11 protein-coding genes, 2 pseudogenes and 1 riboswitch are annotated in these 15,777 nt (G+C 57.3%); of the genes and pseudogenes, 7 read left to right on the forward strand and 6 right to left on the reverse strand.

The features are described 5' to 3' along the window. Positions 1-91 precede the first annotated feature (91 nt). The 5 genes and pseudogenes from BN2106_RS13630 to BN2106_RS13650 form a co-directional block, all read right to left on the reverse strand. Positions 92-775 (reverse strand): hypothetical protein, encoded by a 684-nt coding sequence (locus tag BN2106_RS13630; RefSeq protein ID WP_050699112.1) that lies wholly within the window; start codon positions 773-775, stop codon positions 92-94. A 183-nt stretch (positions 776-958) separates the two neighbouring features. Further along, positions 959-1,723 carry an amino acid ABC transporter ATP-binding protein gene (locus BN2106_RS13635; RefSeq protein WP_050699113.1) on the reverse strand — a complete coding sequence of 255 codons (765 nt, stop codon included), beginning with the start codon at positions 1,721-1,723 and terminating at the stop codon, positions 959-961. Positions 1,724-1,736: 13 nt separating this feature from the next. Continuing rightward, positions 1,737-2,378 (reverse strand): amino acid ABC transporter permease, encoded by a 642-nt coding sequence (locus BN2106_RS13640; RefSeq protein WP_050699114.1) that lies wholly within the window; start codon positions 2,376-2,378, stop codon positions 1,737-1,739. A gap of 37 nt (positions 2,379-2,415) precedes the next feature. Next, positions 2,416-3,102 (reverse strand): annotated as a pseudogene (locus tag BN2106_RS13645) (amino acid ABC transporter substrate-binding protein); the annotation flags it as partial. A gap of 129 nt (positions 3,103-3,231) precedes the next feature. Further along, positions 3,232-3,498, reverse strand: coding sequence for a hypothetical protein (locus tag BN2106_RS13650; RefSeq protein ID WP_050699116.1), 267 nt, complete (start codon positions 3,496-3,498; stop codon positions 3,232-3,234). Positions 3,499-3,791: 293 nt separating this feature from the next. On the opposite strand from BN2106_RS13650, the gene spoIIID reads away from it, so the two are divergent. From spoIIID to BN2106_RS13680, 6 genes and pseudogenes are all read left to right on the forward strand, one after another. Beyond that, positions 3,792-4,073, forward strand: a complete 282-nt coding sequence (spoIIID, locus tag BN2106_RS13655; protein WP_050699117.1) for a sporulation transcriptional regulator SpoIIID — start codon at positions 3,792-3,794, stop codon at positions 4,071-4,073. 54 nt (positions 4,074-4,127) lie between these two features. Further along, positions 4,128-4,227: riboswitch (TPP riboswitch) on the forward strand. Positions 4,228-4,318: 91 nt separating this feature from the next. Beyond that, positions 4,319-4,519 carry a sulfur carrier protein ThiS gene (gene thiS / locus BN2106_RS13660; protein ID WP_050699118.1) on the forward strand — a complete coding sequence of 67 codons (201 nt, stop codon included), beginning with the start codon at positions 4,319-4,321 and terminating at the stop codon, positions 4,517-4,519. 44 nt (positions 4,520-4,563) lie between these two features. Continuing rightward, positions 4,564-5,059, forward strand: a pseudogene (locus BN2106_RS13665) (hypothetical protein). A gap of 15 nt (positions 5,060-5,074) precedes the next feature. Next, the gene (thiH, locus tag BN2106_RS13670) at positions 5,075-6,193 is read left to right on the forward strand and encodes a 2-iminoacetate synthase ThiH (RefSeq protein ID WP_050699120.1); all 1,119 of its coding nucleotides are present in this window, start codon (positions 5,075-5,077) and stop codon (positions 6,191-6,193) included. Continuing rightward, on the forward strand, positions 6,186-6,812 hold the full coding sequence (thiF, locus tag BN2106_RS13675; protein WP_050699121.1) for a sulfur carrier protein ThiS adenylyltransferase ThiF: 627 nt from the start codon (positions 6,186-6,188) through the stop codon (positions 6,810-6,812). The genes thiH and thiF overlap by 8 nt, the downstream gene beginning before the upstream one ends. A gap of 219 nt (positions 6,813-7,031) precedes the next feature. After that, positions 7,032-7,829: a ZIP family metal transporter gene (locus tag BN2106_RS13680; RefSeq protein ID WP_050699122.1), complete on the forward strand. Its 798-nt coding sequence runs from the start codon at positions 7,032-7,034 to the stop codon at positions 7,827-7,829. Positions 7,830-8,194: 365 nt separating this feature from the next. On the opposite strand, the gene BN2106_RS13685 is transcribed toward BN2106_RS13680, so the two are convergent. After that, a complete protein-coding gene (locus tag BN2106_RS13685; RefSeq protein WP_050699123.1) occupies positions 8,195-9,376 on the reverse strand; it encodes an EpsG family protein in 1,182 nt (393 codons plus the stop codon). Between the two features lie 270 nt (positions 9,377-9,646). On the opposite strand from BN2106_RS13685, the gene BN2106_RS13690 reads away from it, so the two are divergent. Further along, positions 9,647-15,499, forward strand: a complete 5,853-nt coding sequence (locus tag BN2106_RS13690; RefSeq protein WP_050699124.1) for a 3-keto-alpha-glucoside-1,2-lyase-like domain-containing protein — start codon at positions 9,647-9,649, stop codon at positions 15,497-15,499. Positions 15,500-15,777: the final 278 nt, after the last annotated feature.

Consider the following 15,777-nt stretch of genomic DNA (forward strand, 5'->3'; position numbering starts at 1 on the left):
CCGGGGCGGTTTTTTGTTGTATCTCTTTCAGGCAGGCAGTTGTAACAGGGTATACGACAATCTGTTGTACAAAACGAAAGGTCTACGCACCCTACGCCCTTTCCTCCGCAATTAAGTCCGGAAGGGTTTTCACAAAATACGCGTACAGATCGAGCGTCCAGTCAAAATTATAATTATCTGTACCCTCTTTCTTTTGCTCTTCCATCTGGGCTTTAAAGCCCTCCGGCAGAACATACCCGGTCAGATCGCAAACAGTGTACTTCCCCTTTTCGCAGATTTTCCTTGCGCGGATTTCCTCCACCGGAATTTCCGCCCCCTGCACCCTGACGGCAGTTCCATCCGCGAGCTCGTCTGAACGGTAGCACTGCAAAAGAAACATCAGGTGCGGCGCCGCGTCGATCACGCTTTCGGTTGTATTCACAACGACAAAGGTCAGGTTCCCATGGTAGTCCCCGCGTTTGACGGAAAGCCATTCCTGCGTTTCCGTCTCCGTATGCCAAATTTCCCAGATCGCATCCCGGCCGGTATTGGGATCGGTGAAAACCCGGTCCGTGGATATGGCCAGTCCAGCTTCCTCCAGGGAATAGCCTTTGATTTCCTCAGCAGGGTTCTGTTCCGGTTCCGCCATGGATACTTCGCTGGAGGAATCGGCGCCTGCCGAAGGACTGGAGCTCTCTCCCGAGAATGCTCCGCTGCTCATATTCGGCTCCGCCGTACAGGAAAGCAGCGCAACGGACAACAGACCCACCAAAACAAGCGCAATGCTTTTTTTCATAGATACGCCCCCTGCCGCTGTTTATCATGCAGAATTCTTCGATTACAAATTTATTTCCTAAAGATTGATACTGCCAGAGCATCGGTTCATTGGAACCATCCCCCTGTTTATTTTCTAGTCTTAGAATAATGTAAGAACTCCGCATTGTCAACAACAACCGTTATCATTTTTTATTGAATGATGCTACGCGTCGTGATACCGGGACAAAAACGCCAGGGTCCGCTCATTCGTCGTGCTGTCGAACAGCTGCGCCGGCTTCCCCTGCTCCACAATGGCGCCGTCGTCCATAAAGACAACATAGTCCGCCACGTCGCGGGCAAATTTCATCTCGTGCGTGACGACCACCATTGTCATATGCTCCGCCGCAAGCTCCCGGATGACCTTGAGAATTTCACCGGTCAGCTCCGGGTCTAACGCGGAGGTCGGCTCGTCAAAGAAGAGGATTTCCGGTTCCATCGCCAGCGCCCGCGCAATGGATACGCGCTGCTGCTGCCCGCCGGAGAGCTGGAACGGATAGGCGTCCGCCTTATCCGCCAGATTCATCTTTACCAGAAGCTGCCGCGCAGCCTTCTCCGCTTCCTCCCTCGATTTGCCCAGCACCCGTATGGGCGCCTCCGTGATGTTCCGCAGCACGGAAAAATGCGGGAACAGATTAAAGTTCTGGAACACCAGCCCTATGCGCAGGCCGATCTTGCCGCAGGCCGCCTTGTCGGCGTATTGGGCTTTCCCGTCCGCGCCGTTCTGTACCAGCTTTTCGCCGCAAATGGTAATATCCCCCGCATCCACGGTTTCCAGCTGCGTCACGCAGCGCAGAAAGGTGCTCTTTCCGGAGCCGGAAGGGCCAATGATTGCCAGCACCTCGCCCTTGTTCACCCCAACGGAGATGCCCTTGAGGACCTCTACCCCGTCAAAGCTCTTGTATATATCGTTTGCCGTCAATATCTGCATTGCCCGTCCCTCCTCAGCGATAGTACGCAAGACGTTTTTCCGCCACGGTGAAGCAGCGCGTCACAATGCCGTTCATCACCAGGTAAAAGACGCCCGCGATCAGGAACGGGGTCATATCGACCGCGGAGGAAACCCAGTTGGAGGTAATCTTCAGCAGCTCCACCACACCGATTACCTGCGCCAGGGACGTATCCTTGACCAGCGTGATAAACTCATTTCCCATCGGCGGGATGATGCGCTTGACCACCTGCGGCAATACAATACGGAAGAAGGTCTGCTGCCTGGTAAACCCAAGCACCTTGGACGCCTCATACTGCCCCTGCGGGATGCCCTCGATGCCGCCGCGGAAAATCTCCGCAAAATAGGCCGCATAGTTCAGGGCGAACGCCACCTGTGCGGCGAGCACGCGGTCCAGCTGGATGCCGAACAGCGGCTTGAGTCCATAGAAGATAAACAGCAGCTGCAGCATCAGCGGCGTGCCGCGCATGATTAAAATATACAGCCGAACCGGCAGGTTGATGATCGGGTTCTTTGACATGCGCCCCAGGGATACCAGCAGCCCCAGCGGCAGGGAAAACAGCAGCGTGGAAAAAAAGATGCGCAGCGACATGAGCGTCCCTTCCAGCATCTGGGACAACAAAATTTGATAATTCACGCTGCAACCACCTCCTTTTCCATTTGTTTCAACAAACTCATTCCGCAGAGACCGTCGTGACGTCCTCGCTGAACCATTTTTCTGAAATCTCTTTGATGGTGCCGTCCGCAGCCATTTCCTTCAGTGCACCTTCCACCTTCGCCTTCAGCGCGTCGTCCGTCTTGCGGAAGCCGATGACGTAATCCTCCTGCGCCAGGGAGGCGTCCGTGCCATCCTCGTTTTGCAGCACAACATACGCGCCCGGGTTATTGGTCAGGTAATAACGGGCCACCACCTCGTCGATCGCAATTGCATCGATGGTTCCGTTCTGGATTTCCAGCACCGCCTTGGAATAGTCGTCGATCTGTACGACGTCCTTCAGGGTATTTTTGAAATCCGGGTTATCATTGAGCGCAACCTCCGCGGAGGAGTCCGCCTGCACACCGACAACCTTGCCTTCCAGGTCCTTAAGACCCTTGTAGGCGGAGTCAGACTTGACCAGAACGATCTGGTTGTTCTTCATGTACGGAATACTCAGGTTGAATTCGCGGTCGCGCTCTTCCGTCTTGCTGAAACCGTTCCACAGGCAGTCCACGTTGCCGTTGTTGAGCTCTGCGGACTTATTGTCCCAGTTGATCGGCTGGGTTTCCAGCTCGATGCCGAGGTGATTACAGACTTCGCGCGCCACGTCGATGTCAAAGCCGACCAGCTCGCCCGTCTGGGTATCAACAAATCCCATCGGCGGGAAAGCCCCCCCCCCGCCCCAGGCCCGCCTACCCCCCCCCCCCCCCCTGTCCCCCGCAGCACCCGCCTCCCCCGTCCCCCCCGCCGCCCCGTCCCGCGCCTGTGTCGTTCCTCCCCCTCCCCCCGTGTCCTATACACACACTTGGATGGGAAAAAGACCCGGGATACCACCAACCCCCCCGGCCGCGACCGCGCCGCCCGGCCCCAGGACCCGCTTCCCCGCCTGCTCCACCTTGTCCCAGGATGCATCGGCTTCCCCGTCCATGCCGGAGGCCATGTCCTGCGAGTTGTTGTTCAGCCCCGCTGCGTCGTCCCCATTTCCCGTGCTCGGGGAACCGCATCCCACACAGCCGATCACCAGAATTGCCGTCAGCAAAAGCGCCCATACTTTTTTCATTTTCTTTACTCCCATCCTTCTTGTCAGATAAAACCCCTCCGATACGTATGCGGGAAAAACCCGGCGTGTGCGGAGGGGACTATATGGTATTATTCTAACGGATTAGCAGGATAAAGTAAAGAGGAAAATCCGGGTTTTGTCGAATTTACGGAACAAATTCCCTTCCAGATTTCCATTCCACCGTTTCGCACAGCTGAAAAAAGCGGGCCGCACATTTTCCCACGCGGCTTATCCTCATATTCCGGCGCGCCGCATCATATATTGGTAGCGTAACTTGATTAGGGGGGCGTACCATGAAAGGAATTGTGGAAGAGCGCGCAGTAGAGCTCGGCGAATATATCATTGAAAATAAAGCGACGGTGCGGAAAGCGGCAAAAAAGTTCGGCGTAAGCAAAAGTACGGTACATAAAGATGTTGCGCAGCGTTTGAAATATGTGGACCCACAGCTCTACAAGGAAGTAAAAAGCGTACTGGAGGTCAACAAGGCGCAGCGGCACATCCGCGGCGGCATGGCGACCCGGCTGAAGTACAAAAAGGAGCCGGTCGGCGCGGGAACCGCCGGGCGAAACGGCTGACCGCCGTTGACACCGCAAAAAAAGTGTGTTATCATGGGGAAAATTGCATAGCATGATCGTTTGCGGGGGGACTTAGCAATAAGTTGAGAAGGTAAAACCTGACCCTTTGAACCTGTCAGTTAACACTGTTGGAGGGAGCAAGCCATATTTTAAGAGAATTTTTGATTAAAATGGAAGCACTCGCTGGTAACAGCGGGTGCTTTTTGTTTTGCCCACCGCATGGCTACGCTTTAGGAGGTGAACGCATGCAAATCACAGTGAATGGAAAAGCGGAAACCCTGTCCCAGCCGGCAACCGTCGCTGAATACCTGGCCCTCAGGCAGCTGCCGGGCAACGCCGTTGCGGTGGAGTGGAACGGAACCATTCTTTCGCCCGCCGCATTGGACCGCACCGCCCTTTCCGAGGGCGACACGCTGGAAATCCTGCGCTTTGTGGGCGGCGGCTGAGCACGCCGTCCACTCGATGAAACGATGGAATGGAGGAATATACCATGATAAAAGAAGACGTTTTAAAAATCGGCGGACAGGCCCTGACCAGCCGTCTGTTCGTGGGAACCGGGAAATTCGGCGACGACCGTTTGATTCCCGAGGTAATTGCCAAGTCCGGCGCGCAGGTGGTGACGGTCGCACTGCGCCGCATGGATTTTGAAGCCCCGGATCACAGTATGCTGCCCTATATTCCGAAGGAATGCGTGCTGATGCCCAACACCTCCGGCGCGCGCACCGCCGACGAAGCGATCCGCATCGCGCGGCTGGCGCGCGCCGCCGGCTGTGGCGACTGGATCAAAATTGAGATTGTCTCCGACAACAAATACCTGCTGCCGGACAACGGTCAACACCGCCATCGCCACGGCAAACGACCCGGTGCTGATGGCGGAGGCCTTCGGCGAGGCGGTCCGCGCCGGGCGCAAATCGTATCTGGCCGGGCCGGGCGGCGTATCCGAATCTGCGCGGGCCTCCTCTCCCCTGACCGGATTCCTCCGCTGAACGGGAGGCACGAAGATGAGTTTTTATGAGCTTTACCGGCAGTACAAGGATTTTCCGTTCGCCGGTTTTCTGGAAAAAGCGGACGACGCAGCCGTTTTGCGCGCGCTGGGAAAGGAACATAAAACAGAGCTGGACTTTTTGACCCTGCTCTCTCCCGCGGCGGAACGCCATTTGGAAGCGATGGCCCAGCAGGCCAACCGCTTGACACTTTCCCATTTTGGGCGTACCATAACGTTGTTTACGCCATTATATTTGGCAAATATCTGTGAAAACGCCTGCATCTACTGCGGTTTCAACCGGCACAACCATATTAAGCGCTCCAAACTGACGATGGAAGAAGTGGAGCGCGAGGGACAGGCCATCCAGCGCGAGGGCATCAAGCACATCATCATTCTGACCGGTGAGTCCCGCGCCGCGACGCCGCCCGCCTATATTGCGGACTGCGTGCGCATCCTGCGGAAATACGTCTGCTCCATCTGCATTGAGGTATATTCCCTGACGGAAGAGGAATACCGGATGTTGTACGACGCGGGCGTGGACAGCTTCACCATGTTCCAGGAAACCTACAACGAAGACCTGTACCCCACCCTGCACCCCAGCGGGCCGAAGCACGACTACCGGAACCGGCTGGACAGCCCGGAGCGCGCCTGCCGCGCCAAGTACCACGGCGTCAACCTGGGCGCGCTGCTTGGGTTGGACGACTGGCGCAAGGAAACCTTTTTCACCGGCCTGCACGCTAAATATCTGACGGACCGCTACCCGGACACCGACGTTGCCGTCTCCCTGCCGCGCATCCGCCCCTGTCCCGGCGAGGGCGGGTTCCATCCCGCGTGCGACGTAAATGACGCGGCGATTGTACAGGCCATGACGGCCTACCGCTGTTTCCTGCCGCGATTGGGCATCACGGTTTCCACGCGCGAGGAGCCGTCGTTCCGCGACAACCTGATTGGGCTGGGTGTGACCAGAATGTCCGCCGCATCCGTTACCGAGGTGGGCGGCCACGCCGAGCAGGCAAAAACCGAAGGACAGTTTGAAATCTCCGATGGACGGGACGTGGAGGAGATGTCTGAAGCGATCCGCCGCAGAGGGTATCAGCCAGTATATAAGGATTGGGATATTTTATCAAATGAGTGAGTATCTTTTCTGCCAGGGCCTCAAACAATATCTGCATAACGCACAGCTCCAGCGCATCCGGCAGACCCGCGTCGGGATCGCCGGGTTGGGCGGGCTGGGCTCCAACGCGGCGCACTTTCTGGTGCGCTGTGGGTTCTGCCGCCTGACGCTGGCCGACTTCGACTATGTGGAGCCGTCCAACCTCAACCGGCAGTTCTATTTCCCCGACCAGTTGGGAAAGAGCAAGGTGCAGGCGCTGCGGGAAAACCTGCTGCGCATCAATCCCGGCCTGCAGCTGCGGTGCGAACATGTGCGGGTCAACGCACAGAACGCCGCCCAGCTCTTTGCCGGCTGCGACATCTGGATTGAGGCTTTTGACACGCCCGCCTGCAAAGCCATGCTGGTCCACGAGGCGAACCATCTGCACAAGCCCATCATCACCGCTTCCGGTATCGCGGGATACGGACATACGGACGCGATTTCCGTCCGCCGCATGGGGGACTTCCTCTATATTGTCGGGGACGGCGTGTCCAGCACGGACGACCTGCCGCCCCTGTGCCCGCGCGTCGCCCTGGTTGCCGCCAAGCAGGCGGACGTCGCTTTGTGCATTGCTCTGGGAGAAACCGAGCAAATTTGTTAATTGTTCCATTGCTTTTTTTCCGGTCCTCCCGTATAATGTTAATAACAATTATCAATTTTTAGTTTGATGCTAATCTCTGATAAAAAGTGTGAATAGAATGGTGATGGATTTTTTTGCCAGACAAGGAGGACGACGCGGGCTGGTGAAAAAAGGCGCGCCATACGATCATGATTTTTATTAGAGTTTCGTATGAAGCCTTTCAAACCAAAAGGAGGACCTATGAACGAACTGCATCCCGCACTGCTCGCTTTGGCGGGCACGGGTTTCACGTTTTTATGTACTGCCGCGGGCGCGGCTATGGTATTTTTATTCCGGGGCGAAATCAAAGCCACCTTCCAGCGTATTTTCCTTGGCTTTGCCGCCGGCGTGATGATCGCCGCTTCCGTCTGGTCTCTGCTGATTCCCGCCATTGAGATGGCGGAGGAGGCGGGCGGGATCGGCTGGGTTCCCGCCGCGGGCGGATTTGTGCTGGGCGGGCTGTTCCTGCTGGCGCTGGACCGCCTGCTGCCCCACCTGCACCCCGGCAGCGACGAACCGGAGGGGATTTCTTCTTCTTTGAAGCGAACGACCATGCTGGTCTTCGCCGTCACGCTGCACAATATTCCGGAGGGCATGGCGGTGGGCCTTGCCTTTGCCCTGTCCGTCCAGACCGGCAGCCCGGTCACCATGGCGGGTGCAATGGCGCTGGCACTGGGCATGGGCCTGCAAAACTTTCCGGAGGGCGCGGCCATCTCTCTTCCCCTGAAAAAGGAGGGGCTTTCCAACACAAAATCCTTTGTGTACGGCGCGCTGTCCGGCATTGTGGAACCGATCGGCGGCGTGCTGGCCGTACTGATCGCGGGTTCGATCACCCCGCTGATGCCCTGGTTCCTGGCTTTTGCCGCCGGCGCGATGATTTACGTCGTGGTGGAAGAGCTGATCCCGGAAGCGCATTTGGGCGAGCACTCCCACGCGGGCACCGCGGGCGTCATGCTGGGCTTCCTGGTCATGATGATCCTTGACGTGGCGCTGGGATAAAAAACTCTGTAAATCCAAAAGTCGCGTTACAAGACAGCCTCTGTTTTGATTGTAACATCGCGCGAAACGTGTTTCCCCACCTTTTTAAAAGGTGGCGGTTTCCAAAGGCAGCGCCTTTGGTCGCTCCTCGCAAGGAGCGAAACTCTCTTTATGGGAAGAGCGAGTGGGAACGAGTGATATGGTTCTTGGTGAACCTTTTATGCTACCAGACGATTTTCGGGGCCGTTGCAGAATACAAACTGCAACGGCCCCTCGGTACAATAAAAGCGTAATCTCTATCAACCAGATAGAAGATTACGCTTTTTTCGTTATAATTGGGATAGAAAAGGTCTGGTGAACAGGCCCCTTCGTTCGCTGTTTTCATGTCAGAAAAATATCAGGTACGGAATCAGGTTAATGCGGTTTTGCAGCAAAAACCAGACATTGTACAGCAGGCCAAAGCACAGCACAGCTCCCAGCGCGTAGTGGTAATACGCTTCCCTGCGCAGAAAGCGGCTTCTGTCCAGCCGATAGCGCCGCAATCGTTCTTTGTGTCCTTCTCTGTTGCCAGCGGCCTTAACGCACGCCGCCTCCTTTGCATCGGGCGTTTCCACGCGGACCGCCTGCACCAGCTCCGGAAGCAGCAGAACGGCGCTGATAAAAAAGATGTTGGCAACACGCTGGAACAGAAAGTGTTTGCAGGTCATAATGAACAGCAGCCCGGCATACAGGGAAAAATTGACCAGTACGACGTTCCCCGGCCTGCGGACAAGCAGCGGCTTCTTCATAATCAGCGCCGCGAACAGCGTCAAAACGGGGATCAGCGCGGTCTGCCAGCTGCGCCCATTCATAAAGTAGAGCCCCTCTTCGCTGGCATAACCCTGATAAACAAATTGTGTGACAAAGGTAAACAGCGGCCAGGAAAAGAACAGAACCAATCCCGTCCCCGCCGTGTAAACGCCCACGCTCTTCCAGTTGACCGGGATCTGCGCCAGAAAATAGACGGGGATCAGCAGCAACATGGAGCTGTGGAACGACGACGCCAGCAGGACGATCAGCAGGTAGGGAAGCGGCCGCCGGTTTTGCAGATAGCGAATGGCAAACAGGAAAAGGCCGATCGCAAGGGATTGACGGATGAAACTGAGTGTGTTCCCAAAAAAGTTGAAGCTGATAAAAACGAACATCCCCAGCCAGGGCATCGAACAGTCGCGGTACAGCACAACCGCAGCCATGCCCACCATCAGCGCGGCGGCCACCGCCATAAACACATGTACATCCCCGGTCATCAGGGAAATCAGATAGTTGAGCAGACTGAACCCGAACTCTACGCGGTAACGGTTCTCCGGGCCGGTCAGGAAGGCCCAGCCTCCATCCCGCACCTGTTCAAAATAGTCCCGGTAAACGCCGTAGTCGATCCCGACCGTCTCCGCCCGCGCCGCTGCAAACAGCACCAGGATCACAGAAACCAGGCACAGAAAAAACGCATCCTTTTCGCGGCTGGGCTTCCGCTCGCAGAGGAACAGTCCCAATCCAGCAACAAAAATCAATATCAACAGGTAAGGCAGCATCCGGATCCCTCCTCTATTTTGTTTATTATAACATAAAAGAGGCGGAGCCTCCATCACAGCGGTACAATGTTCGCTCAGGCGTCAAAATCTCTGATTTTGGTTGCGGCGTGCGGTTATGATACCACACAGGAAATCTCCCATAGTCCCCTGCTAAAAATCCACACAAAGTCGTTGCATTTTTATAAATACTTTCTCTTTTTCCTTTGGTATAGTTAATTTTATATAAATGTGGACGCAAAACATCAATTACGACAAGGAGTGGAAGTATTCATGAGAAAAGGAAAACTGTGGAGACGGGCGGCCGCCTGTGTCCTGGCGGTCTCCATGCTGTGCAGCATGGCGCTGCCGTCCGCCGCTGCGGTCTCGGAAGCGGACCGGCGGGGAAATGCCAACTATGTTGCGAATCAGGGGGAACTGCTGGAAACGCCCCTGATCCAGCTGCCGCTGGGCGCGGTCAAGGCGCGCGGCTGGCTGGAAAACCAGCTGCTGCTGCAAAAGGACAACCTCACGGGCAACATGCACCTCTACAACGATTACAATCAGGAAACCAGCCAGTGGCTGGGCGCTTCAAGCGGCGACGATTGGGAGCGCGGCCCCTACTACCTGCGCGGACTGGTCGCCCTGGCCTATGAGCTGGACGACGACGGTTTAAAAGCCGAGGCGCAGGAGTGGATCGACTGGGCCATCGAGAGCCAGCGCGACAGCGGCCTTTTTGGTCCGCGCAACGACAGCTGGTGGTCCCGCATGCCGGTCCTGATGGCCATCCGCGACTACTATGAGGCAACGGAAGCCGCCGGAGAACCGGACGCGCGCGTGCTTCCCTTTATGGAAAAATATTTCCGCTACCAGCTCAATGAGCTGCCCCACCGCCCGCTGAGCAACTGGGCGGATGCGCGCGGCGGCGACAATATTGACAGCGTGTTCTGGTTCTATAACCGCGTATACGATCCGGCAAATCCGGACGCCAGCCAATGGCTGCTGGACCTGGGCACCCTGCTGCTGCGCCAGACAACTAACTGGGAGGACCAGTACAATAACACGACTGTGCGCCAGCACGTGGTCAACACCAGCCAGGGCATGAAGACCCCGCCGGTCTACTACCAGCTGGACCAGAGCGAAAAATACCGCACCGCCCTGCAAAACGGTATCTTCAACATGAGCCTGGACCATGGACGCATCGACGGCCTGCCCAACTCCGATGAAGCCGCGCGGGACAACCGCTCCACCCGCGGTTCCGAAACCTGCGGCATCGTAGAGGGGCTGCTCTCCATGGAAATCGCACAGAAGGTGCTGGGCGACGCGTGGATTGGCGACCAGATGGAGCGCCTGGCTTACAACGCGCTTCCGGCGGCCTATACGCCGGATTTCTCCGGGCACACCTATTACGTCCTGCAAAACCAGGTGATGGCAACGCTGGGCAACCACGAATTCGACTGCGATCACGGCGACAGCTCCGCGTTCGGCGCGCCGCTGGGTTTTGACTGCTGCTATTCCAACTGTCACATGGGCTGGCCGAAATTTGTGCAGAACATGTGGATGGCGACCGCCAATGACGGGCTGGCGCTCGTGGCCTACGGCCCGAACAGCGTCACCGCGAAGGTCGCGGACGGCAAAACCGCCAAGTTTGTACAGGAAACCGACTATCCGTTCAAGGACGCCGTCCATCTGACCTATAACGGCGACGCGGCGGAATTTGAATTGAAACTGCGCATCCCGGCGTGGTGTGAAACGCCCGTTGTAACCGTCAATGGAAACGTTCAGTCCGGCGTCGTTTCCGGCGAATATTTCACCATGACCCGTGCATGGACGGCGGGCGACGAGGTCGACCTCCGCCTGCCCAGCGAGATTGAAACTTCCACCTGGTACAACGACTCCGTCGCGGTCGAAAAAGGCCCGCTGGTTTACGGTCTCAAAATCGACGAGGACTGGCGCACCTACGACAGCAACGACGCGCGCGAGCTCAAGGTCGAGCATCAGGAGCAGTCCCCCCTGCGCGAAATCTTCCCCGCCAGCAAATGGAACTACGGCCTGATCGTCGATGAAGACGACCCGGCATCCAGCTTTGTGATCGAGGAACAGGAAGACGTGGCATTGCAGCCGTTCAGCACGGACAACGCGCCCGTCGTGCTCAAGGCAAAGGGCCAGATTATCCCGGAATGGCAGCTGGACGGCAACATTGCCGGGCCACAGCCCTACGGCCCCACCCCCTACGACGAAAGCCTGGTGGAGGACATCGAGCTGATCCCCTACGGCTGCGGCCGTCTGCGCATCACGCACTTCCCGCGCATCGGCGAGGCGTCGGACACCGTCGTCCGGACCGCAGAGCGCGATTCCAAAACCATTCGCCACAACGGCGTGACTTACCAGGAATTTGACAACGTCGTGGTTCCCACCGCGGCAAATTATACCCTGCGCGTCGCCGGACAGGGCACGGGCACCATCGTCATCAACGGCAAGTACAGCAGCGCCATCGGCCTTTCCGCCGGCGAAGCGACGATTGAAAACCTGAAAAATCTGCTCTCCGGCGGTTTCCGCTTCGACGCGAAGCAGTATAACAATATCCGCTTCACCGGCAATGTGCAGGTTAATGAAATTGAAGTGACCCCGGTGGACCGCAATATCACGGATATCCAGATCGGTTCTTCCCGCCGCACCGGCGACAGCATCAAAATCACCACCAACCTGGACCCGCAGGAGACCCCGTACCGCGTGGTTTACGGCACGGAACCCGGCGTGTACACGCAGACTGCCCGCGGCTTCAGCTCCGGCACGGCAGCTCTCACCGGACTGGACCAGACGGCGACGTATTACGCCAAGGTGATCGCGCCCATCGACGGCGTGGAGCGGGAATCTGAAGAGATGGCCTTTGAACCGGCCGCCTCCGGCGGGCTCAAGCCGAATCCGAACGTACCGGCGGCGACCTACAACGGTTTTAACTCCCTGAATTATATGGAGCAGGACTGGAAACTCTACGATCCGCAGGGCAAGGTCGCGCTGCAGGCCAGCGAGGATGGCTCCAAAACACAGATCCGCTTTGAAAAAGGCCCGGACGTCAAGGCCGTTCTGAATTTGCAGGATGCGGAAACCTGGGTCGACTACGTGGCGGAAGCCGAGCTTTCCGTCGACCTTGTAAACAACAACAACTGCGGCATGATGATCCGCGGCACACAGATCGGCAATGGCCCGGACAACTATCACGGCTATTTTGTCGGCATCGGCATGCTGGATGTTAAAACGCTGCCGGAGACCGGCAAGCCTTACAGAGGCCCCGGCCTGATGATCGGCTTTGCGAACGGCAACTGGAACGATCTCAAGCCGATGCGCGTCGATATCCAGCCCGGACAAACCTACAAGTTGAAGGTTGTGGTCTACGGCAGCCAGTTCGCGGTCTATCTGGACGATGAACTGATTACCACCTTTGAAGACGACCGGTTTGAAAAGGGCACCATCGGCCTGCGCTCTTACAATGAGGCTTTCACCACACACAATGTGACGGTGCGCCCGATCGAGGAAGCCGACCTGGAGGTCTTCTCCGAAGGCGGCGAAGAGCCCTCCGACTGGCCGCCCTACGTGGAGGCGAATTTCTCCGATGACTTCGCGGACCCTGACGCTTCCAACGCCAGCTGGGCCAAGGTCGGCGACGCCGGTTTGATTCAAATTGCAGACGGGAAACTTTCTCTTGGCAGAAGCACCAACGTCAAAGCGACCACGGGCAACGAGGCCTGGAGCGATTTCGCCTATCAGGCGGAGGTACAGATCGGCAACGGCGACGGCAACTCGGGCATAATCTTCCGCACCAGCCGGGAAGGCTCCGGCGCGGACAACTACTACGGCTATTACTTCGGCATCAGCGGCAGCAATTACGAAATCGGAAAAGCCAGCAACGGCTGGACCTCCATGCGCAATGAATCCTATCCGCTGGATGCGGGCCCGCACACGTTGAAGGTTCTCGCCTATCACAACTACCTGGCTTTCTACATCGACGGCAAGCGCGTCACGACCCTGATGGACGACACGCACAAGACCGGCAAGATCGGCCTGCGCGGCTACAACCGCGCCTATGAGGTGGACAATGTAGTGGTTCGCCCGCTGACAGACGAGGAGATCAAAGAGATCACCACACAGACTGTGGACGAAAAGGAGATCACCGTCGATTCCTCCTGCAATACCCTGCGCATCTCCTATCCGAAGACCGGCAACGCCACCAGCTTTAAAGCGCTGGTCGGCACGGAATCCGGCGTGTATACTGATGAATACGTGGACTTCCATTTCAACGGCTACAAGGGCTCCGGCCCCTTCACCGCGGACAAGACGGCTGTCAGCATCCCGGAACGCGGCACCTACTATGTGAAATTCGTCGGCCTGAACGGCACCAGCACGGTCATGACCTCCAACGAGGTGGAAATTGCTTCCGATTTCCGCGCCGATACCACCGAGGACCGCAAAACACTGGCGGCCATGCTGGCGGACGCCAAAGCGCTGGACACCTCCGCGTTTACCCAGACAAGCCTGGCCCGTCTGGACCGCGCGATCTCCGATGCGGAAGCCATACCGGAAAACGCCAGCCAGATGGACGCCGCCCTGGCAACCCGCCTGCTCTACTCCGCTATGAACGCCCCGTCCTCCGAGGACTTCACCCCCGTCACCCCGCCGGAAACCAATAAGGTCTCCGTGCGCTATACCGTCAACACCAACCTCACCGTCAACGGCGTAGAGCAGCCGCTCTCCGATTTGACCGGCTTATATACCACCGAGACGGACGAGGCTTTGACCCTGGTCTTCACCCCAGCCATCGAGGGCCGCACGCTTCTCTCCGCCGCCTGCAACGGCAAGGACCTTTCCTCCCAGATCGATTTTGACGGCGAGACCGGAGAAAGTGCCTTCACCTATACCGCCAAGCCGGGCGACGAGCTGCAATTCACCTTTACCCTGGTCAATAAAATGATCCTCCGCCAGATTATCGACACGGCGGAAGCGCTGCAAAACGGACCGGAATACGAAGCGGCAATCGGCACGGTCCAGACCGCGTTCGACAACGCGCTGAAAAACGCGCAGGCTGTCTACGCCGACCGGAACGCCTCTCAGGAATCCGTCGACCATGCATGGTCCAAAATGCTCAAGTCCATTCACCTGCTGAGCTTCGCGGAAGGCAGCACGGAGGAACTGGAAACCCTGCTGTCCATCGTCGACGCTATGGACGAAAACGGCTATACCCCGGCAAGCTGGGCAACCTTGCAGGCCGCGGCGGACGAGGCCAGAACACTGGTCGCCGATCCGGAGCCGCTGAAAGCGGACGTGGACAAGGCCTACAAAGCCCTGAAAGACGCTTTGATGAACCTCGTTGAGGCGACCAACAAGGAGTCCTTGCAATACTACTTCGACATCGCCTCCGGCATCGATCTCGACCTGTATCTGGAAGCCGGCAAGGACGCGTTCCGCGCGGCGCTTGCCGACGCGGAAGACGTTCTGAACAATACCAACGCCACACAGGACGAAGTCGACGCGGCAGCGGCAGCACTCAGCGAAGCCATGGCAAAGCTGCTCCTGATCCCGAATAAGGACGCTTTAAAAGCTTCCGTCGAGAAAGCGGAAACCGTGGATACCAGCAAGTACACCGCAACAAGCGTCCGCACCTTCCAGAAGGCGCTGGACAATGCCAGAAGCGTGCTGAACAATCCGCAGGCGACCGAACAGCAGGTACAGTCCGCGGACAAGCAGCTGACCAGCGCACAGAACGCACTGGTGGTAAAAGGCGCCAACAAGAGCGGCGGCAGCAAGACCACCTACACCGCGCCCGCCAACACCTACGGCGCGGAGGGCACCGCAACCGTCGGTGCAAACGTGGCAAAGGCCGCGTCGGTCATTTCCGACACCACTGTGAACTTCACCCTCAAGAGAGGCAGCGCGTACTGCTTCAAGATGACCGTGGTCGACGGGAATGGGCAAGCGCCGAGCTTCACGGTGGGCAACGGCAACGCGCTCAAGACCCAGTTTGTCGCTCAGATCGGCAATGTCTATTATTACAGAGTCTGGGCGGTCGGCGCACCGGGCCAGAGCACTGGTGTGTATACCACACTGGCAGGCAATCCGGCACAGAAACACTGTACGGTTACAGTTATCTAATGGCTGTCACTGAAAGCCGTCTCTTTGTGAAAAGAGCTTGAACGTGTCCTGCTTTAAAAAGCTTCTACTGAAAAGCACCGCAGGTGTGTAAGACACTTCGTGTCCGCGAACGACGTTGAACGTCCACAGCAGCACTGCACAGGGACGATTGGTTCATGAACTCATCGGAAGTGCAAGCTTACCGCACGGTACAATCGGCTGAAGCAATCTTCTCAAGACCATTTTTCCTAAAAAGGATTTAGACGAAGAAAAAATCCCGTCTTTTTAGTGTGTTTCAT

Source organism: Anaeromassilibacillus senegalensis, assembly GCF_001261775.1.
GTDB classification, from domain to species: domain Bacteria; phylum Bacillota; class Clostridia; order Oscillospirales; family Acutalibacteraceae; genus Anaeromassilibacillus; species Anaeromassilibacillus senegalensis.